Annotated in this window: 18 protein-coding genes and 3 pseudogenes; 5 read left to right on the forward strand and 16 right to left on the reverse strand. The window is 50.0% G+C overall.

Going from position 1 to position 18,849, the window contains the following annotated elements; genetic code table 11:
* Positions 1-98: 98 nt before the first annotated feature.
* Positions 99-823, forward strand: a pseudogene (gene hutC, locus L1889_RS14415) (histidine utilization transcriptional repressor HutC).
* Positions 824-835: 12 nt separating this feature from the next.
* On the opposite strand, the gene L1889_RS14420 reads toward hutC, so the two are convergent.
* Together L1889_RS14420 and L1889_RS14425 are read right to left on the reverse strand one after the other, a co-directional pair.
* On the reverse strand, positions 836-2,002 hold the full coding sequence (locus L1889_RS14420; protein WP_238665677.1) for a 2Fe-2S iron-sulfur cluster-binding protein: 1,167 nt from the start codon (positions 2,000-2,002) through the stop codon (positions 836-838).
* Between the two features lie 12 nt (positions 2,003-2,014).
* Positions 2,015-3,058, reverse strand: a complete 1,044-nt coding sequence (locus L1889_RS14425; protein ID WP_238665678.1) for an aromatic ring-hydroxylating dioxygenase subunit alpha — start codon at positions 3,056-3,058, stop codon at positions 2,015-2,017.
* Positions 3,059-3,305: 247 nt separating this feature from the next.
* Between L1889_RS14425 and L1889_RS14430 the strand changes: the two genes are divergently transcribed.
* Positions 3,306-4,250: a LysR substrate-binding domain-containing protein gene (locus tag L1889_RS14430; protein WP_238665679.1), complete on the forward strand. Its 945-nt coding sequence runs from the start codon at positions 3,306-3,308 to the stop codon at positions 4,248-4,250.
* On the opposite strand, the gene L1889_RS14435 is transcribed toward L1889_RS14430, so the two are convergent.
* From L1889_RS14435 to L1889_RS14465, 7 genes and pseudogenes are all read right to left on the reverse strand, one after another.
* Positions 4,247-5,500, reverse strand: a complete 1,254-nt coding sequence (locus tag L1889_RS14435) for an FAD-binding oxidoreductase (protein WP_238665680.1) — start codon at positions 5,498-5,500, stop codon at positions 4,247-4,249. The genes L1889_RS14430 and L1889_RS14435 overlap by 4 nt on opposite strands.
* Before the next feature lie 358 nt (positions 5,501-5,858).
* Positions 5,859-6,980 (reverse strand): hypothetical protein, encoded by a 1,122-nt coding sequence (locus tag L1889_RS14440; protein WP_238665681.1) that lies wholly within the window; start codon positions 6,978-6,980, stop codon positions 5,859-5,861.
* A gap of 26 nt (positions 6,981-7,006) precedes the next feature.
* On the reverse strand, positions 7,007-8,032 hold the full coding sequence (locus tag L1889_RS14445) for a Nif3-like dinuclear metal center hexameric protein (RefSeq protein WP_238665682.1): 1,026 nt from the start codon (positions 8,030-8,032) through the stop codon (positions 7,007-7,009).
* A 162-nt stretch (positions 8,033-8,194) separates the two neighbouring features.
* A complete protein-coding gene (locus tag L1889_RS14450) occupies positions 8,195-8,566 on the reverse strand; it encodes a DUF2294 domain-containing protein (RefSeq protein WP_238665683.1) in 372 nt (123 codons plus the stop codon).
* A gap of 168 nt (positions 8,567-8,734) precedes the next feature.
* A pseudogene (locus L1889_RS14455) lies at positions 8,735-9,012 on the reverse strand (2Fe-2S iron-sulfur cluster-binding protein).
* A gap of 27 nt (positions 9,013-9,039) precedes the next feature.
* Positions 9,040-9,336, reverse strand: coding sequence for a ferredoxin (locus L1889_RS14460; RefSeq protein ID WP_238665684.1), 297 nt, complete (start codon positions 9,334-9,336; stop codon positions 9,040-9,042).
* A 2-nt stretch (positions 9,337-9,338) separates the two neighbouring features.
* Positions 9,339-9,643: pseudogene (locus L1889_RS14465) on the reverse strand (2Fe-2S iron-sulfur cluster-binding protein).
* 248 nt (positions 9,644-9,891) lie between these two features.
* Between L1889_RS14465 and L1889_RS14470 the strand changes: the two are divergent.
* Positions 9,892-10,068, forward strand: a complete 177-nt coding sequence (locus L1889_RS14470; RefSeq protein WP_238665685.1) for a hypothetical protein — start codon at positions 9,892-9,894, stop codon at positions 10,066-10,068.
* Here L1889_RS14470 and L1889_RS14475 read toward each other — a convergent pair.
* The 7 genes from L1889_RS14475 to L1889_RS14505 all read right to left on the reverse strand — a co-directional run bounded on the left by L1889_RS14475 (position 10,065) and on the right by L1889_RS14505 (position 17,093).
* On the reverse strand, positions 10,065-11,108 hold the full coding sequence (locus L1889_RS14475) for a 2Fe-2S iron-sulfur cluster-binding protein (RefSeq protein ID WP_238665686.1): 1,044 nt from the start codon (positions 11,106-11,108) through the stop codon (positions 10,065-10,067). The genes L1889_RS14470 and L1889_RS14475 overlap by 4 nt on opposite strands.
* Positions 11,109-11,132: 24 nt before the next feature.
* Entirely contained in the window at positions 11,133-11,612 is a 480-nt protein-coding gene (locus L1889_RS14480) for a GlcG/HbpS family heme-binding protein (protein ID WP_238665687.1), read from the reverse strand.
* 68 nt (positions 11,613-11,680) lie between these two features.
* Positions 11,681-13,141, reverse strand: coding sequence for an aldehyde dehydrogenase family protein (locus tag L1889_RS14485; RefSeq protein WP_238665688.1), 1,461 nt, complete (start codon positions 13,139-13,141; stop codon positions 11,681-11,683).
* A gap of 60 nt (positions 13,142-13,201) precedes the next feature.
* A complete protein-coding gene (locus L1889_RS14490) occupies positions 13,202-13,936 on the reverse strand; it encodes an iron-containing redox enzyme family protein (RefSeq protein ID WP_238665689.1) in 735 nt (244 codons plus the stop codon).
* Positions 13,937-14,070: 134 nt separating this feature from the next.
* Complete coding sequence (locus L1889_RS14495) at positions 14,071-14,580, reverse strand: gamma-glutamyltransferase (protein ID WP_238665690.1); 510 nt, start codon at positions 14,578-14,580, stop codon at positions 14,071-14,073.
* Entirely contained in the window at positions 14,580-15,527 is a 948-nt protein-coding gene (locus L1889_RS14500; protein ID WP_238665691.1) for a gamma-glutamyltransferase, read from the reverse strand. Before L1889_RS14500 ends, L1889_RS14495 begins: the two co-directional genes overlap by 1 nt.
* Positions 15,528-15,578: 51 nt before the next feature.
* On the reverse strand, positions 15,579-17,093 hold the full coding sequence (locus tag L1889_RS14505) for a hypothetical protein (protein ID WP_238665692.1): 1,515 nt from the start codon (positions 17,091-17,093) through the stop codon (positions 15,579-15,581).
* 183 nt (positions 17,094-17,276) lie between these two features.
* Here L1889_RS14505 and L1889_RS14510 point away from each other — a divergent pair, with 183 nt between their 5' ends.
* Both L1889_RS14510 and L1889_RS14515 read left to right on the forward strand, forming a co-directional pair.
* Positions 17,277-18,017 (forward strand): sulfite exporter TauE/SafE family protein, encoded by a 741-nt coding sequence (locus L1889_RS14510; RefSeq protein WP_238665693.1) that lies wholly within the window; start codon positions 17,277-17,279, stop codon positions 18,015-18,017.
* A 139-nt stretch (positions 18,018-18,156) separates the two neighbouring features.
* Positions 18,157-18,798, forward strand: a complete 642-nt coding sequence (locus L1889_RS14515; RefSeq protein ID WP_238665952.1) for a GntR family transcriptional regulator — start codon at positions 18,157-18,159, stop codon at positions 18,796-18,798.
* Positions 18,799-18,849 lie beyond the last annotated feature (51 nt).

Genomic DNA, 18,849 nt, shown 5'->3' on the forward strand with positions numbered 1-18,849 from the left:
TAATGTTTAATGTATAGTCAAACTTTTTATTTGTCTATACATACTCTGGAAAGCCCTTAGTGAATGGTGTGCCATCTTAGGAAAAACACATGAATACTATGTCGTCAATAACAACAAAGACACCGCCTACTGCCGAGCCGGCCTACCTTAAGATTAAAAACCACGTTCTGTCGCAAATCCAAAATGGAGTCTGGCAGGAAGGCGATCTTATCCCCACCGAGATGGCATTGTGTGAGCAGTTTCAAGTCTCGCGCATGACAGTTAACCGCGCCTTGCGCGAACTAACCGGAGATCAGTTGCTGGTGCGCATCAAGGGGTCTGGAACTTACGTCGCACAGCCTAAATTTCAGTCTACCTTGATCGAAATCCGTAGTATTGCCCAGGATATTCGGGAGCGCGGACATCGTCACACCAGCCGCGTCTTGCAGCTGGACACCAAGGCAGCCTCTAAGGTGCAGTTGCAGCGCTTTGGTTTGGCTGCAGGCACACAGTTATTTCATTCTTTAATTATTCACCACGATAATGGTATTCCTATACAACTGGAAGATCGTGTGGTTGACGCCTCTATTGCTCCTGATTACCTGAAACAGGACTGGGAATTAATGACACCCAACGAATACTTGATGCGGGTAGCCCCCTTACCTACAGGCGACTACACTATCGAGGTACGTTTCCCCCTGAGGAAATCGCCCGAGCTCTGGATATCGAAACAAGCCAGCCCTGTCTGCTGATGGATCGTGCCACCTATTCGAACGGTAAATTTACATCGCATGCAACCATGTGGCATCCCGGAAACCGCTACCGTTTTACCGGGAAGATCTAAAAATCTGTGCCTTTAGCTAGCAGACAAATCCACCACCACCGCTCCTACAGGCCTTGAGCAGCACAACAGGACTTTTCCTGCTGGTGGCATATCAAGCGGCTCTTCGATGTACTCGACGTCGCCCGAGACCAGACGGCACATACAAGTATTGCACAGCCCTGAGCGACAGTTAAAGTCTGGGGACAAGCCTTGCGCCTCGGCAAGCTCAAGCAGCGTTCCGCTTTGGTCTTCCCAAGGCAAGACTTCGGTTTGCGCCAGAAACTGAACGCTGTCTCCTCCTGTCTGCACCTCAGGCTTAACTGCCACTGGCGGTGCAGCCTTTTCGGCCAGAACCACTGGCTGTATCTCTTGAGTGTCAGCCTCCAGCATGGTAGCAGGCCCAAAGAACTCGTAACGTATACGTTCTTTAGCTACGCCTAAACTACGCAGCAGACGCCAGTTCGATTGCATGAATGCGCCAGGACCACATAAATAAAAGTCATAGTCGTCAAGCGGTAGCCAAGCCTGCAAGTGCAGCTTCTCGATTAGGCCTTGCGCGTGAAAACGAGAAGTTTCATGGTCTCGGTCTGAGGGATTCCTATAGCAGAAATGCACATGTACGCCGTCGCGGGATGCTGCCAGGGCCAGCACTTCATCTGCAAAGGCATGCACCTGCCCGTTTTCGCAAGCATGAATAAAATGCACCGTACGGTTAGTGCTATTAACCAGCTGATGCAGCATGCTCAACATAGGAGTGATCCCTACACCTCCGCTGAACAACACCACTGGCCGTTGCGAAGACTCATCCAGGATGAACTCACCCATGGGGCCGGCAGCGATCAGGGTATCGCCCACATTGATTTGTTCATGCAAATAATTGGACACCATCCCCAGCGGTAAGTCGGGACGGTCAATCGGAGCAGCCTCGCGCTTGACAGCGATGCGCAAGCGGCGGCCAGCAGCTGGACTTGCTGACATGCTGTAATTGCGAAGCTGGCTTTCTCCGTTTATGTTTAGCCTGAAGACCAGATACTGCCCGGCCTTCCAGGCTGGCAAAGGAGCGTCATCGACAGGCTCGAGGCAGAACGAACTGATCAGGCTGCTTTCTGCAGCTTTTGCCACCACAGTAAACTCGCGAAACCTTCTGATTTCTGCCTCTACAGCCGGAGTCGACACGTACTCAGTCACAGCAGTTGTCATGTATCCTCCCACTTATTCAACCGCTACCGCAGCCTCTACAGGGGCTCGCTCAGCTTCGATAAGTTGCTGCATACGGCGACGGAAACGCATGGGTCCTGAATCGATTGGCAAGTCTAACGCAGCGGGACGCTTATCCAGACCTTTTTGAATTGCTTCGAGTATGACTTTGTCTTCATTGAAAGCAAAGCGCACGTCCTCATTGAACATTCGTGAAACTTCGGCATCATCCGGACTGAAGTTACGCAACTGGAACCAGAAATACCGTGTGTTTTTCTCGTCGATAGGAGTCAACAGGTTATAGGAGTCCATGAGAAATATATCGGGATGCGGGGCAACGTCATCACCTCCGGTACCAGCGGGAGTAAATATTGCTTTAATGACAGCAAGGGAGGGAAAACGCACCTCGTATTGCTGTTTGCGATCACAGTTGCCAGTAAACTTCACGAACTTCTTATAAAAGGGCGCGACTTCGACATCGTTTAACCAGCGGGAGACTGTCACGCCGTTCTCAGCCACGTCTACTTTAAGCGGCTTACCGATGATCGAAGCGCTGCCAAACGAGGTCTGGTGAACCCAGGATACGTGGGAGGGGTCCAGCAAATTATCGCTGACATAGAGATAATTACAGGCGATGCTCATGGCATCGCCGCTATTGACTCCCCAGCCCTCTTGATTCCATTCAGGAATATCGATAATCAGGCTTTCATCCGCTAGCGCAGGGTCGCCCATCCACACCCAAAGCATGCCGTAACGCTCGGCACAGGGGTAGCTGCGAACCACCGCACTTCGAGGAATTTGCGCTACACCAGGCGCTTTCACGCAACTGCCTGAACAGTCGAACGTAAGTCCGTGATATCCACACTCTACAGTGTCATCGATCAGACGCCCCATGGATAAGGGAAGGCGGCGGTGAGGACAGGAGTCTTCCAGCACCACCGGTGTGCCGTCCTGCTTACGGTACATCACGAGGTTTTCATTCAACATTTTTACGGCATGAAGATCGCGCTCCACGGCGGAAGATAACGCCCCCACATACCACGCATTTTTTAAAAACATTATCTACTCCTTGTACTGTCGCGCCAGAGCGCACCTAAGCCACACAAAATATCAGAGAGCTGCCTTAGCCACTAATCACGCGTAGCCCACATGAATGACTTAATAGGTATAGTAGAGCAAATAAAAAATAGCTAAATTGAATTTTTGTTTAGAATATCTAAACTTAAAATAAGTAGCTGACGTAAATGCCCCTTCTGTTTGCAGTCTCAACTGCACCATTTTCATTTTCGCATGCCTGGAAAACATTATGAAACCCTTGCCTCCCCTGAGAGCACTGCAAATCTTTGAGGCTGTAGGTCACTGTCAGAGCATCAACGAAGCGGCCAATCAGTTGCAAGTGACCCCGGGCGCGATCAGCCAACAGCTTAAATTGCTCGAGGCAGCCTTAGATGCTGCTCTGACCTTCAAAGAGGGGAAACGGGTCAGACTCACATCCGCAGGACAGCGCTATCATGCGCTTTGCAGCCAGGGTTTCGAGCTATTTCGCGAAGCACAGGCCGAACTCGAACGCACAAAAAGCGATGCCGTGCTTACGGTCAGCGCATTGCCCTCGATATTAAAAGGGTGGCTGGCTCCCCAGATTTTCGACTGGCAGGACAAACAGTATCCAGAGCTCACCTTACACATCAAAGGCGGGCACTCAGAGCCTGACATGGAAAAAGAAAATGTGGATTTTCGCGTGACCTATGGGCAAGCTAATGCCATTGGCTTTAATTCCATTGAGCTTTATACCGATTGCGTCGTTCCGGTTGGCAGCCCCGAGCTGTTCAACTCACTCTCAATAAAAACACCGAACGACCTACTGCAATGCCACTTGCTGACATCGGACTGGCAACCCAAATTTTCCTCGCCACCTTCGTGGCAGGAGTGGTTCGCCCAATACGGCAGCATCGAAGCGAATCACCATTTGGATAACTACCGCATTTTCACCCTTTCGCATATGGCTATCGAGGCGGCTGTAGAAGGGCAAGGCATCGCGCTTGCCCAATACTCGGCCATCCGTAAAGAACTGGCGAAGGGAGAACTACTGATCCCCTTTAATTTCGCTCTCGCCCTACCCTGGCCCTATGTGATGACATGGCGCAGCAGCAGCTTTGACAAGCCGCAATGCCGGGACTTTCACCGATGGATTCTGGCTCAGGCAAAACAGCAGCAAAAAGCGGCTGAACAGCTCATTGCCAATGTCCCTTAGTCAGGATAAATGCGGCCTGCATTAAAACGCCGATCAGGGTCAATCAATTGCTTCAGGCTACGCATTAAACCGAGTTCCTCAGCATTACGGCTGTGGAAAAGAAAGGGCTTTTTGATTCGGCCTATGCCGTGCTCCGCCGAGATACTGCCACCCACGGCGGAAATTTCATCATAAACCAGGGCTTCTACATCAATTAATACGCTCTCATCGTACGGCCCCGTCACGATATGCAGGTTTCCGTCTCCCAAATGGCCAAAATACAAACTTTGAGCCTGTGGGTAACTTTGCTTTAATTTAGTACGCACCGTGTGGATAAAGTCAGGTGTTTTTGACAAGGGCACGCCCACGTCAAAAGCGACATAAGGAGCCATGCCAGCAAGAAGTTCACCAATTGCATCACGAATATGCCAAAGCTGGGCAGCTTGTTCGCCACTCTGGGGCAAGATCACATCAGCCACGACTTCTGCTTCGATCTGAGTTTCTAGCCACTCTTGCAGATCATTCTCGTTACGGGCACTTAGCTTTCCTTCGGTCTCAAGCAGCACGTAAAGAGGGTGCTCACCGTTAAAAGGTACTTCGCGGCTGATAGCCCCACATGCCGCCACCATATAGTCTTGCCACATCACTTCGAAAGAAGAAAGACCAGGCAAATTAGCACGCGCTGACTTCAGCAACGCCGCCACTTGCTCAAATGACTCCAGACCCACCAAGGCACTGTACCGCGCCTCTGGCTTGGGAAACAGACGCAATACCACTTTGGTAATCAGGCCCAGGCTGCCTTCGCTGCCAATAAACAAATGTTTAAGATCAATACCGGTATTATTTTTTAAGCCCTTATTGAGCATCGATACGATTTGCCCGTCAGGCAACACCACCTCTAGGCCCAGCACCAGTTCGCGTGCGGTGCCATAGCGCAGGACTCGATTTCCACCCGCATTAGTGGAGACATTGCCCCCTATTTGACACGATCCCCGAGAACCGAAATCCAGCGGAAAATACCAGCCAGCGTTCTCTACATGCTCGCACACGCTCTGCAATACCATCCCGGCCTGTACCGTCAGGGTGCCGCCGATTTCATCAAACTCAACGATTTGATTCAGGCGCTCAAGCGAGACCACCACATCGTCTGCATCCGGAGAGGCACCGCCTGCCAGCCCTGTCAGGCCGCCCTGAATGGTTATACGCCTTTGCTCGACGGCACAGGCACGCACTATATCGGCGACTTCCTGGGTGGTACGTGGCCTAAACACGATATGAGGGGTGCCCCCATATACCCGCTAGAGTCATGATGATGACGCTGCAGCCCTGCTTCATCACTAATAGACGAAACCTGCTGACGCAAATCAGCCAAGGTGGGAGTTGAAGGGTCCGAATGCTGCACGATTATCTCCGAATTTAAACTGTAGAGCCCTGAAAAACAGCAGGGCCGGGGCCCGCGATATAGCCGGCGAGTTCACATCCCTAAGTATCGCTGTTTCCTAAACCACGGTCGAGCTTAACAGTGAATGGAGCAGCGACGACAAAAGCCGAACCCTGGTGAACGGGGTTCGGCCATGCGCGAAGGATAAGGAGCTACACGTTACACTGCCTGTTCCTTGCACTCAATAGTTACACGATCAGCGGCGTTAAAAATACTGCCAGCAGCACTGCAGTAATTAAACGCATAACGATACCCAGCACTGCTGCGCCCATGGCCTCTTTCTCGGTAAGATCAGAGTTCTCAGCCCAGACAACGGGTATTTGGCCAAAAAGAGAAGATAACGGCAAACCCGATGACGCCAGCACAAAAGAACCTACGACCAGTGAAGGATCGACAGTTGATGCGATCGCCTGCAGTTGCCCCATGGCTAAGGTTGGACTAACCAATATAGCCAGCACGCCTGTTTCAGGATGGATATTGACAGCCAGTAAACCTCGTTCAAGAAAATCGCTTATAGGCTGCCAGACACCAATGTAGTCGAGTAAACCTATACAGCAAAACACCAGGGCAACAGCGGGTATCAGCACCAAAATCAGCAGCTCCACACCCTCTCGTGCAGCTTTGAACAGGGTAGGAGCAAAGTCCTCGGTGGGAGTGAAACGAGGCGCCGACAGCAAATCGACCGGCTTGACGTCCCGATAAATAAAGCGGGAGAGAATAAAAGGGGAGATGATCAAGGGCGCAAAAATCGCTACAACCACTACGGCAAACACATGAACGCCGGCAAAGTTCAAGGCCATCATTCCCAACATAAAGGTCGAGAATGACTGTTGTGACTGCACCATCGTCGCCACTGCCAGCTTTTGCTCGTCCTTGGTCGCACCAGCCCTTTTTAACAAGGGTCCTGAAATACGGCCCGCCGCATTGATGTCGCCAAAAATGTTATAGACACTCGGAATAATGACTGCAGGATTCACACCGATAAAGCGCATCGTTGGCATGAAAACCCGCATCATTGCATCAGTAAAGCCCAAACGTTCAAGCAATCGGCCAATAATCACGCTAATGATGACCGCAACACCGACGCTGCCGGTCAAAAACACATCTACCACCACCGGCTTAGCTGTGTTGAGCACGCTATCAAAAGCGCCAGCCAAGGTACCCGGGTAGAAAAACAGGGTAATAAGGGCCAAACCTAAAAAGACTAGTCCCACACCTTCAATAAATTCTAGCGAACGGCGTTTCTTTGGGTGCTCCTCTAAATCCTGGGAGACAACCGCATCCTTGAGGCTTATCGTTTTATTGTCCATCTCCGTACTCCTTGGGCACCGCCACATCAAGAGTGACAGCTAAGAATATTGTTTCCCAAAAGATGTGCCTCAGAAAACTGCCTGGCATAATCCTTCAGCTGTTGATGACCTACATTTGCAAGAGGTGTCGAGGTCACTCGATCACGAAACACAACAATTTCTACGTCTTCTAATAATTGATCCAGTGCGTAGGCCAAAGGCAGACCATTTTCCAGGATTTCCAGTACATGGCTATTGCCCACCATGAAATTCAGACCCATGGAACGAGCTTCATTGATCAACTCATGTCCTTCGTAAACCCGGCTTATCGAGGCGAGCACAGTATCTACATCCGGATTCTCAATAATGGCCTGGCGCAAATGCTCTTTAGTAAAACCGGTGTGTGGAAAGATATGCAAAATTTTACTGACCGGGCTTGCTCTCTGCCCCACCAGCACCCGCCCCCGTGTCAGCAGACTGGTTTCTTCAATGCTTTGCACTCCTTTTATGCGTCGCTCGGCTTCCAGTAGCGCCGCATCATCTTCAAGGCACATGTGGGCATCCAACCTATCCAGCATGTCCCCCATAGTTTGAATTTCAGAAAAGGGCTCCCCTACAAACATGACATTTCCGTGTATGCCACCGTAGGAAATATCGCTCTTGATCACTTTATGACCATGCAGGTAAGCGATTCCAGGATGCAGGCCGTGAAAAGCCTCATGGCACTCCAAGGCAGCAATCTCATAAAGATCCAGGTAATCTTTCAGGGTTACGCCACCACAGCTGGCGGCATCCGCTATTGGATGATGTGCGACAATCGCATCCACACCGGTCGCACCCGCCAGCTCAATACTCAGTTCCGTCATGGTCATGCAGACTGCCACCTTTTTGATTTCTTTATCGGGGTCTCCATGAATTAACCCTGGGATTTCCAGGACATCTTTACCGTAAATTCCCGACGATTTGAGAATCACAAAAGGATGGTTACCTTCTTTGGCCTCTTCCAGGGAGGCAACCATACGACCACCGGTAATAACGTTCAACGCATCGAATAAATCTGAAACTTTTTGCATTGCTGTCTCCAAAAAAAAGCCGGCACCAAACCTCGAAATCAATTCGAAGTCGGTACCGGCGGTATCAAGCGCTTCTTATTTATCTTTAGAAGTCACCAAGACTTATCAACCAGCCAGCTTAAGAAGGCTACAGGGTAAGTGGCAAATTGCTGAAATCAACAATTAGCCCAAATACTTCTGAACGCTCTCTTTTAGCAGCACTAACGTAGATGAAAGTTCATCGACGCTATCATAATCTTTAAATATAGAGGAAACATTAAACCCATAATTTTGAGTTAATACTTCTCTCATTTCTTGTTTGAAAGCCTTTATTAAATAGTAGTCGGCTAAATCACTTACATATTTACTTTCTTTGCTTAAGTAATCAAGAGAAACCAATCTCTTGTGTACTGCAAGCATAAAAATCTTTTCTTCAAATATCTCTATTTTTAACGTAACAACACCTGAAGAAAAAATTTTACTGTTTATTTTATTGTAATCTCGAGTAAGCGCCTGTTTCAGCTCTCCCATATTGACAAACTTTTGTAGCGACATAGCTGATTTCCGATTTTGTATATTTCCTCAGGCTATAGTATGAACGCTTTTATTGGAAGAACAAACCCGCTGTTTTTACGTATTGACTTTGCATTGAAAATACCCTTATATCTTTTAAGCTTAAAATAAATGCCGTACCAACATAATCAACAAACGGTACGGCTCAAGCTACCAACTTACGGTAATATCACCCTTCACAAAAGTCTGGCATGCCATACGAAAACCATTATTGATTTCCTCAGGGCTGAGATGTTTTTTTCTTTTGCCTTCAGGGCATCTGTATTTTCAATACCTGCGATAATTTTACATTTGCAGGTTCCACAAATTCCACCACCGCATTTAAAAGGGATGCCTCCGCGTTCACGTATAGAAACTCGTAATAAGTTACTGTTTTCATCCGCTTGCGCTTTGAAGTCGTTATTTGAAGAAAATGTAATTTCTACCATGTTGAACCCTTATCAATTCTCTACGGCCTATTCGGCCTTAATCAGCTCTGCGTCAATGGATCCAAAGTTAGTTAAACTTTCTAACTCAGCATATGCATCATCCACTGTGTCAAATTTTTCCATTTGACGAGTTGTAATATTATTAGTGGTTCCGCCCGGGCCTTCTTCAATAATAAGCACCCGCGAATCCTCATTAATTTTCGCAATGGTGAATATCGCTTTGGTTTTTCCGTAAAAACGGTACTCATAAGCAGCGATGGTTTCTACACCCTCGCCGCCTTCGCTGCGGTACTCGCCTGGTTTAGTCGTTAAAACCACATACATAATCAAGCCTCCTGCTCAGGGTCTTGCGACAACTCAATGTCATGATTGATCCACAACTGGCAGGCCAATCTGTAACCAGAGTCCAGCCGCTCACCCAACTGTTTTTTTCTTTCCAGTTAGCAGGTGGCAAATGTTCTGCCCCTGCAATCACTTTGCAAGCGCACTTGGCGCACTTTCCCATTCCACAGCCATAGGTCAAATGCGGAAAAGGAAACTGGCGTATACCCGCCCGAACCACAAGGTTCGTGTTCTCTTTCACTTCTCCGCTGTGCGTATCGCCATCTTTATGAAAAATAATCACCGGCATAAGTTACCTACTAAAACCCGTGTTATTAGCGCGATCAAGCGCAAAACAACCACCCTATTAACGAATACTGTATACGCACATAAGCAGATCAACGCCGCGCACACCACCTAAACTTCTCTTAAAAACTGGCTATATGTTGCAAACAGCGCACAAGCCAGCTGAATTCTCACAGAATGAGACGGTCCTTTTGCACTGCAACATGGCTATGCGGTATACTTAATTCAAACTCAACTCAATAGGTATTAACCATGAATGAACTCATAAACCGCTATCGCTCTCAGCCCATTGGCGAACAAGTTGCTCCTTATCTGGCCCAGCGCAAAGCCATACGTCACACCACGCCTGTTTTTAATTTTCCTCGCTTTGGTCTCAGTACGCGCAACACAAAGAACCAATATGCTCCCTCATCTACTTGCGAAGCCTAAGCCATTACGGCTTTTAGGCCTTGTTGTGGCGTAAGTTCATGCTGGAAGTTAAAAGCATCTGCGTAAATGTAGTCGGCTTCTGCACCACGCTCGATAAACTGACCTCGAGCCTCGTTAATCATGTCGGGTGAGCCGCATAAATAAATAGCATGTTCCGATAAATCGCCGAAGTCGCTAGACACGGCATTTTGTACATAGCCAGTACGGCCTTGCCAGCCAGCGCCAGGCTGCGAGAGCACTGGAATAAATTCAAAGTCGTCCAGACGCGACGCCCACGCTTCGAATTCAGCTTGCTGATAAAGGTCATGCTCGTTGCGCATGCCCCAGTACAAACTGATAGGCGGACAATCTTCATCATCCAGCAAAGATTCTAAAATGGCCCGTAAAGGCGCAATGCCCGTGCCTGTAGCAACAAACACCATTGGCCGCCAATCTTTTTCACGGTAATAGAAGGTGCCCAAAGGTAGTGTTACCTGCAATGGGTCTCCGGCTTGTAAAGTACTCAACCGCTGTTGCGTAAATAATCCGCCTTCGATTTCTCGTATGTGCAGATGTATCAGGCCACTTTCGCTATTGGCATTCGCTATCGAGAAACTGCGCTGACGACCATCACCCACGTCAATATTCAGATACTGGCCAGGCCAATATTGCAGGGTACGCAAGGCGTCGCCCTGCAATGTCAACTGACAAATACCACTACACAATGACCGCACTTCAGATACGTGCAAGGTTAGCTGCTGAGTCTCGGGCAACGTCACAATGTGATTAGCCAAACTGATCTCTATATCTTGAGTGAGCCTGGCCTGGCACGCAGCGGCATAGCCCTGTGCATGCTCATCGTCACTCACACTCATAGGAAGGAAGTCGTCTTCGTACTGCACAATTCCTTTGACGACCTGAATACGGCAGGTGCCACACCCGCCAAACTCACACTCACTATGAATACGCACACCTTGACGTGTTGCGGCCTGCAGAATCGTCTCATCTGCAGTAACGTCGAAGCTATCGCCCGTTTCGATGACTACAACCTGATGTGCCATGCCATGCTCCTTCGTGCTTAACGATTACTTCTTGATATTCGCCTGAACCAGAACTTCCAGGCCGGAGGCTGAAAGCTCATCAGCCAATGCCTGCAAGCCGGCAAGGCCAGCCTTTGTGTCCTGCTCGCCGTTACCACCGCTCAAGCCTATTCCACCCACCACTTCACCGTTAACCACAATCGGAAAGCCGCCGACAAATGCTGCGAACTTGCCTTCAAAACTGAGCTGAATACCAAAAGCCTCGTTACCTGGCAACGCTGGACCATCAGGAGCTGTCGTGAATAAATGCGTGGAACGCTTATGTCCTGCCGCAGTAAAGGCCTTGTTCCAGGCGATTTGTGGGCCGGTAATGCGAGCTCCGTCCATACGCTCCAGCACAATGGGAAAGCCCCCTTCATCGACCACACAAACTGTTTCCAAAACACCAATCTCTTTAGACTTGGCAATAGCGGCATCGACCATTAAACGGGCTTCGGCTTGATCCAAACGTAAACTCTTTCTCATAGGTTTTCTCTACATCGTTAAGGTAAAAACAAGGCTTTGATAGCCCATCTCATTGCTCTCGCAGCAATCTATATGCCGCGGTAGACCGTCTTAATCTGGGTATAAAATTCAAGACCAGTACGCCCGGATTCGCGAAAAGTGGAGGTACTGGACTGTTTCAGACCGCCAAAGGGGGCGTTCACCAGATTACCGGTGGTAGTACGGTTGATCTTCACCGTCCCAGCCTCGATATCCGTGGCGAAACGATGTGCATAATTTGAGTTCTCCGTCACGATCGAAGCGGCCAAACCATACTCAGTATCGTTAGCTTTAGCCAGAGCGTCTTCGTAGCTATCAATTTCAATCAGTGCAATAACCGGCCCAAAGATTTCTTCTCGCGCAATCCGCATCTCTTGGGTGACGTCATCAAATACTGCGGGTTGCACATAAAAGCCCTTGGCCAAGTCACCGTCTGTTAAGCGCTCCCCACCGTATAGATGAGTCGCTTCAGACTTGCCAACGGCCACATAATCCAAAATGCTCTGCATTTGTGATTCGGTAGCTATAGGGCCTAAATCGAAATTGCCGTTCAAGCCATTTCCTACCGTCAACGTCTTAACTTTCTCGATCAACTTAGCGGTGAAGTCTTTCTTGATGGCCTGATGTACGAGCACACGGCTGGTGCCGGTACACGCTTGTCCGCTTAAAGCAAAGCCGCCCTGGACGACGAGCTTTACGGCCAGATCAATATCCGCATCCTCCATCACAATCAGCGGGTTCTTCCCACCCAGCTCCATCTGAGTACGGGTACTCATGCGAGCTGCTTTGGCTATTTTTTCACCAGCAGCTGTAGAGCCCGTAAATGAAATCGCGCGCACCTCTGGCGACTCAGTCAGCACGGGGCCGACCGCAGAGGCGCGGCCAGTAATAAAATTCAGCACTCCGGCGGGCACACCGGCCTCAGCAAAGGCCTTAGCCAGGTAATAACCCGTCAATGGGGTGTCAGACGATGGTTTAAAAACCACCGTATTACCCATAATGAGCGCAGGAGCTATTTTTCGGGCAGGAATGGAAATAGGGAAATTCCACGGCGCAATGACAGTCACTACACCCAAAGGCTCACGATGGGTATAAACCAGCATGTCAGGATCATCTTGGGGAAAGGTCTCACCCGTGTAGGTTTGGCCTTCTACCGCATAAAATCGCAAAGTTTGGGCAGAGCGCAAGACTTCGCCCTTACTTTGACCACGGCCTTTACCCTCTTCACGAGTCAACCCTTCGGCAATCACGTCAGCATTGGCTTCGAGGTAATCGGCTGCAGCCTCTAACACCTGCGCGCGCTTCGAGATCGGCGTTGCCCGCCATTGATGAAATGCTCGCTGGGCTGCCTCGACGGCGGCACGTGCATCATCCGCCGTCGACTCCTGGAAACTCCCCACGCTATCAGCATTGTCAGCGGGATTTATATTCTGGCTGGTGCGGCCACTTACGCTGGACACCCATTGACCATCAATATAATTTTTGAACACTGAATCTCGAAGATTTTCCACTACTTCCTCCTACTAACTTCTAATACCTATGCCACTAAAGCGGCATAACGAATGACGCGACTACGCTGCTTCCAACTCAAGCTCAGCCAAGCTGATCTCATTTTTTACATAATCGTTATAGAGCGCAGTTGTATAGAGCAAACGCATCTCAGCCCCGATTTCACAAATACGCAGGCAACGCTGCTGCAATTCGACCGTATCGGCGTGTTCGAGCACGATTTGATATCCACGCTCGCCGTGAATCTCGTCCGAGACGATATGCAAGTCAAAAAACTCGACTTCTTCATCTGTAAAACCGTAGCTGTCACGAAGCGTAGGGGTTTGCTTACGGTAGATAGAAGGAACTTGGGATTCCAGGCCCACGACCAGGCCAGCCACTGCAACAACCGGCTCTTCGCGCATTGCGATGGCATAGCACCATGCTTGTAAAGCCCGGGTTGTGGCGTTCATGTTGTCTTCGTTTTCAATACGCTCGCGTGTGGTGCCACAAGCCTCGCCAAAACGGATTAGCAAATCGGTGTGACGGTCGCCACCAATTTCTTCTTCGTACATATTGGCAAGCAAGAAATCTTTGGCATCTACCCATTGCGCCGGAGTGCGTGCATATAAATATCCCAGATAATCCGCAAATGGACCAACGTAGTGATAATGGTTTTCTGCCCAGCGCGCCAAGTGGTCACGGCTAAGCTTGCCTGTGGCCCAGGCAATGCTAAAGGGAGACTTGTTAGCGCTTTTACCTTTAATGGCGGTTTCTAATGCAGAACGAAATTCTTCGCGATTTAAGAGCTTTTCCATGATATTTCCTTAAATGAAGTGCAGACGACTTTGGTTGCTACGACCATGAACATCAATATTTAAACCATTTAGGTATATTGTATACCGTTTGTGTTTTCAGGCTCTAGGGATAATCCCTTATTAGCCTGGATTCATTAGCCCGCTTTGGCCACTCCGTCTTTCCTGGAGTCCGAAACGGCCCATAACTTGCCTGCATCCGTGCGCATTACGGCCTGCGCACCACCAAAATCGCTGCGCCCTGCGAGATCCCCTACGCCCTCCGCAGGCGCGTCATAGCCGTTTTTCCTATAGGCAGTGGCGAGATCCGCCTCAGTACCCTTTTCGATAGCCAGCGTATGGCCAGCTTCAATACGCCACCTCGGCGCAAATACGGCCTCGTCCAAGGGTTGGTGCAAGCGGAGAACACGGTTTAGTATCTGGACTTGGCCTTGGGGCTGCATCAATCCGCCGACGACCCCTAGCCCCATGTAAAAGCGGCCATTTTTGGTTGCCGCTCCAGGCACCACCGTGTGATAAGGACGTTTAGCCGGAGCCGGGCCATTGCAGTGGCCTGGTTCCGAAAAGCCGAAACCCCGGTTTTGTAGAACAAAGCCACCCTCGGGTACGACAAACCCCGCTCCAAAACGCTTGAAAATGCTAGACATCAGGGTAATCGCCAACCCCCTTGATCGACAATCACAGTACACACGGTATTTCCGCCACTATCACAAACGGTCCTTGCCGCTTCGGCCAACGCCGCAGACGTAGCCGCAATAACCTTCAGCTCATCGCTCGCCCTGTTGCTATCCGCATCAGGAGCTAAGGTAGACAAGGCCTGCAAAATGGCCCGCCCATGGGTATTAGGTGGGCACTGATAGAGAGTGACATCGCCCAGCTCAACCTGAACCGGTTTGCAAAAATTACCGTGGTGCCGAGAAAAATCAGAAGCACTTAGCAACCCGCCCACTTTCTTCATTGCTGCTTCTGCCGCTTCAGGAATCTCACCCTTGTAGAAGGCCTGGTAACCTTCATAAGCAATACGGCGTAATAAAGCGCCTAACTTGGGATTGGAGAAACGCTCAGCTGCTTCAGGAGGATCTCCTGCGCGATATAGCTCAGCGCAGTTTGGATCTGTGTGCAATACAAAATCAAAGATTCGCCACTCTCTGGCAGCCACTTCTGCCACCTCGAAGCCCTCTTCAGCCAAACGTATCGCATCATCAAAAAGGTGATGCCACTCTAACTTTCCATAGCGCTCGTGCAGATCGTGCCACCCGCGGACCGCACCGGGCGTAGTAACGCTCAATGGGTGTCGCTCTGGAATCCGGTGCCCCTTAAACTCAAGCACATCGGCCTCTTGCAGGGCTGCAGGCGAACGGCCTGTCCCGTTGTAAGCCTGGACGCCTCCATCGGCCTCTACCACCATCGCCAGCACGTCTCCCCCTATGCTGGTCGCCATTGGCTCTACTACCCCCAGCACAGCGTCGGCCGCAATAGCGGCATCAACTGCCGTACCACCCATCGTTAAAATACGCTCAGCCGCAATGGCGGCATAGGGGTTACCCGTGGAAATGGCCCAGTTTGAGCCTATTGCTGATTTACTTGATTGCATAGCTTTCTCGCAGAAACGGGTGAGCGCCTGGCCCACCCGCTAAACACCTTTCTAGAACAGCAGCACTGCACAGATAGTAGAGATGGCCATACCAGTCAATACCGGCACGGTTAAGGCTCGCACCAAATCCAGAATATGGACCCGGGCAAAACCAGCCACAGCAATCAATGAAGACCAAGCAATCAGCGTGCCGCCGCCCGTCCAGATAGCGCCAATCTGCCCGACAGCAGCCAGTGTCTCTACATCCAGTCCCGAAACCGGAGCCAGGGCGCCCGACAGGGTTCCTGTCAGTGGCAAACCCGAAAATCCTGAGCCATCAATGCCCGAGATAATGCCGACTAGCAGCACTCCGAAGGCCACCATAAAGTGATTCTCGGGAATAAATTGCTGACCTGCCGAAATGAGTTCAAACAACAGGCTCGGTGCATCGGCCTGGTCAATACCCAAAATCGAGGCGGTCGCTTCGCTAGCACCCAGAAAGAAGAAACCAGCAATAGGAAGAACCGCGCCCATCGCCCTGAACGCGAACACAAAGCCATCAGTCATGTGGTCTGGACAGGCATCCAGCATACGGCGCGGGCCTTCAGCTAAATAAGTAGCGATCATCATTAAGATAAACGCTGTCCCGCCTACCAAACCAGCTGCATCCCCGCCACGCAGAACCGGCATATCGGGTACAAAGCGAGGAACGATCATGATTGCGATGACCCCAATGAAAGCGATAGGAGTCAAGACGGCCAAAAATTTTGATTTTTTCTCTTCGGATGCACTCAGCCTAGGATGCGTTATTCCAGGCTCATCTGCCGTGCCCCTGGCAATCTCAGCCTTGTCATAAGTGCCTTCCGCCTCAACTCGTGCCAGATCTGAATCCATAGTCTGTGCCATCCATATATCGAGATGCTCCTGGCTGGCCGGCTTGAAGTGCTTGCGCATGGTGAAGAAAACCAATACCAAGGCTACGCCACCTGTAATCCAGGACAACACCAGCGCACGATCCGCTACCACTAAGGCACTAACTCCGGCACCGGCGGCCTTAGCGCTAATACCGGGTGCCACGCCAATGATGTAGTCAGCGGACAGCGCCATTCCCTGACCACAGATAGCAATTACCATTGCGCCCACCAAAGGTGGCAAACCAGCAGCAATAGCAGCAGGCAATAAAATAGCGGAAACCAGGGGAACGGCAGGTGTGGGCCAGAAAAACAGAGAGATAAAATAAGTGGCTGCGCCAATCATCAAGAATGATGAACCACTGTTAATCATCACTTTACGAAAAGGCGCCACCATTTTTACATCGGCTTCCAGCCGCTTCAATGAATTCAGCAGGGCCGTCATGAAGGTAATGACCAGGAAGATATTAAATAGCTCTTGTGCTGCCACAAAACTTGCTGAAAAAATACCGATAATTCCATTGATCGGATTATCCGTAAGGGCCGTAATCACAAGAAATGTTCCAATGACTGCAGGAACAACGACGTTGGCTCGGAAGATCATCGTAATGATGATCACAACCACCCCCAACAAGTAGGCCCAATGAGCCGCGTTCAAGACTACGTCAACCTGCATATCCCCTCCGGTCTGCATAATTACTTTAATAATAAACGGTATACTATATGTAATTTGAAGAGTACAGCAACGAGAACGGGGTAAATCTAGGGTAAACCTGCAAACAAAATGCATTGCGGGATAATTATCTGAATACGATATACAATAAAACCGTTTTCAACTATTTTTTACACGCCCATTTCTATGCTGATCAGCGAGCTAGGCCAGGCAGGCCTGTGGCAATACGTTATTCTGGCGCTCGTTGTCGCCATCGCCGCCTTTTTGCAAGGGGTTGGGGGAGTAGGCTTCGCCATGTTCGCCGCGCCCGTGGCTGTAGTGTTTTTCCCAGAGCTCGTACCTGGCCCACTACTTGCTTTAGGGGGCTCGGTATCTCTGCTGGCCGCATTACGGGAACGGCAACATATTATTCCAAAAGTGGTGGCTACAGCTGTTAGTGGACGGGCGGTAGGTACAATATTTGCCGTTCTCGCCATGACACAGCTAAGTAAAAATGTGCTGGAGTTACTATTTGGCGTGTTCATCCTTATTGCGGTTCTCTTAAGTATTTCAGGCTTGCGCATCGCACCTAACCGTAAAAACATGGGTATCGCCGGTGTAGTCTCCGGAATTATGGGCACACTTACCTCGGTCGGTGCTCCGTCCCTAGCCATCGCCATGCAGAATTTAGTTCCCGCTAATTTACGGGCCTCGTTAGGAGCAACCTTATTCCTGGGCGCATCATTTTCGCTGTTCAGCCTAGGCATAGCAGGTTTATTTACCCTTCGCGAAGCCATCCTGAGCGCCATTTTATGGCCCTTCATGCTGTTAGGATTTTCCTTATCCAGTAAAGTGAGGCATGCCGTCAGCGCCATCGCCGTAAAACGCCTGTTATTAGGTTTTTGTTCGATCAGCGCTATCGGCCTCATTTTCAAAAGCCTGTTTTAAGAGTCGTTTTGCTCTTGGGCTGGTATACGATATCCACTATATAATGTAGTTACTCTCACTCGTGTGCCTGAAGTCATTTTATGAATATACCGTCTATCAGCGTTGGCAATTTTGCCACTTCAAAAAAAATGAAACCAAAATTGGTGATCAACATGCTCCTCTCTTTGCGGTGGTACGTGATCAGCTGCGTAAGCGAATCCTGAGCGGGGAATTCCATCCTGGCGATCGTTTGGTCGAAGGAAAGCTTTCAGAAGAAATGGGCGTCTCACGCATCCCCGTCCGCGAAGCACTGCGAGAACTGGCTTCAGAAGGTCTGATCACTATCGAACCACGCCGGGGGGCATCGGTAGCAGTGCTATCAGATGAAATTGCCTTCGATATGGCCGAAGTGCGCGCCACTCTTGAAGGGCTAAATGCAAAGCTGGCTGCACAGCGTCGAGACGATAAAACCATAAAAAACCTGCAGTCTATTCTGCAGCAAGGCCGGGATGCCCTGGCTGCCAATGATCTGGACGCCGTCAACACCCTTAACAGCCACTTCCACGAATCGCTCGCCACCACAGCCGGCAACGTTGTGCTAACCGATTTAATGCGTACCCTGCGCGACCGTACTGCCCTGCTGTTTGCGCCAAGCAATATGCAGCGCATTGAGCAAAACTGGGAAGAACACGCACAAATACTCAATGCGGTTATTGCGGGCAATGCCGAACTTGCAAATCTACTGGCTACACAGCACGTTCATAACGCTGCGACGGCGTATCAGGCCATTTCCAAGCAATAGCAGCCCACTCTTCAAAATCATCAATCGTATCTACGCAAAAAAAGCCGCGCT

This window comes from Paenalcaligenes niemegkensis (assembly GCF_022230885.1).
GTDB lineage: Bacteria > Pseudomonadota > Gammaproteobacteria > Burkholderiales > Burkholderiaceae_B > Paenalcaligenes > Paenalcaligenes niemegkensis.

Excerpts from the sequence above, each read along its gene's own strand:
- L1889_RS14420 (WP_238665677.1), bottom strand. The coding sequence starts at position 2,002 with ATGACAACTGCTGTGACTGAGTACGTGTCGACTCCGGCTGTAGAGGCA.
- L1889_RS14425 (WP_238665678.1), bottom strand. The coding sequence starts at position 3,058 with ATGTTTTTAAAAAATGCGTGGTATGTGGGGGCGTTATCTTCCGCCGTG.
- L1889_RS14505 (WP_238665692.1), bottom strand. The coding sequence starts at position 17,093 with ATGCAGGTTGACGTAGTCTTGAACGCGGCTCATTGGGCCTACTTGTTG.
- L1889_RS14510 (WP_238665693.1), top strand. The coding sequence starts at position 17,277 with ATGCTGATCAGCGAGCTAGGCCAGGCAGGCCTGTGGCAATACGTTATT.
- L1889_RS14500 (WP_238665691.1), bottom strand. The coding sequence starts at position 15,527 with ATGCAATCAAGTAAATCAGCAATAGGCTCAAACTGGGCCATTTCCACG.
- L1889_RS14460 (WP_238665684.1), bottom strand. The coding sequence starts at position 9,336 with ATGTATGTGGTTTTAACGACTAAACCAGGCGAGTACCGCAGCGAAGGC.
- L1889_RS14440 (WP_238665681.1), bottom strand. The coding sequence starts at position 6,980 with ATGGACAATAAAACGATAAGCCTCAAGGATGCGGTTGTCTCCCAGGAT.
- L1889_RS14480 (WP_238665687.1), bottom strand. The coding sequence starts at position 11,612 with ATGAGAAAGAGTTTACGTTTGGATCAAGCCGAAGCCCGTTTAATGGTC.
- L1889_RS14470 (WP_238665685.1), top strand. The coding sequence starts at position 9,892 with ATGAATGAACTCATAAACCGCTATCGCTCTCAGCCCATTGGCGAACAA.
- L1889_RS14430 (WP_238665679.1), top strand. The coding sequence starts at position 3,306 with ATGAAACCCTTGCCTCCCCTGAGAGCACTGCAAATCTTTGAGGCTGTA.
- L1889_RS14495 (WP_238665690.1), bottom strand. The coding sequence starts at position 14,580 with ATGTCTAGCATTTTCAAGCGTTTTGGAGCGGGGTTTGTCGTACCCGAG.
- L1889_RS14490 (WP_238665689.1), bottom strand. The coding sequence starts at position 13,936 with ATGGAAAAGCTCTTAAATCGCGAAGAATTTCGTTCTGCATTAGAAACC.
- L1889_RS14445 (WP_238665682.1), bottom strand. The coding sequence starts at position 8,032 with ATGCAAAAAGTTTCAGATTTATTCGATGCGTTGAACGTTATTACCGGT.
- L1889_RS14475 (WP_238665686.1), bottom strand. The coding sequence starts at position 11,108 with ATGGCACATCAGGTTGTAGTCATCGAAACGGGCGATAGCTTCGACGTT.
- L1889_RS14450 (WP_238665683.1), bottom strand. The coding sequence starts at position 8,566 with ATGTCGCTACAAAAGTTTGTCAATATGGGAGAGCTGAAACAGGCGCTT.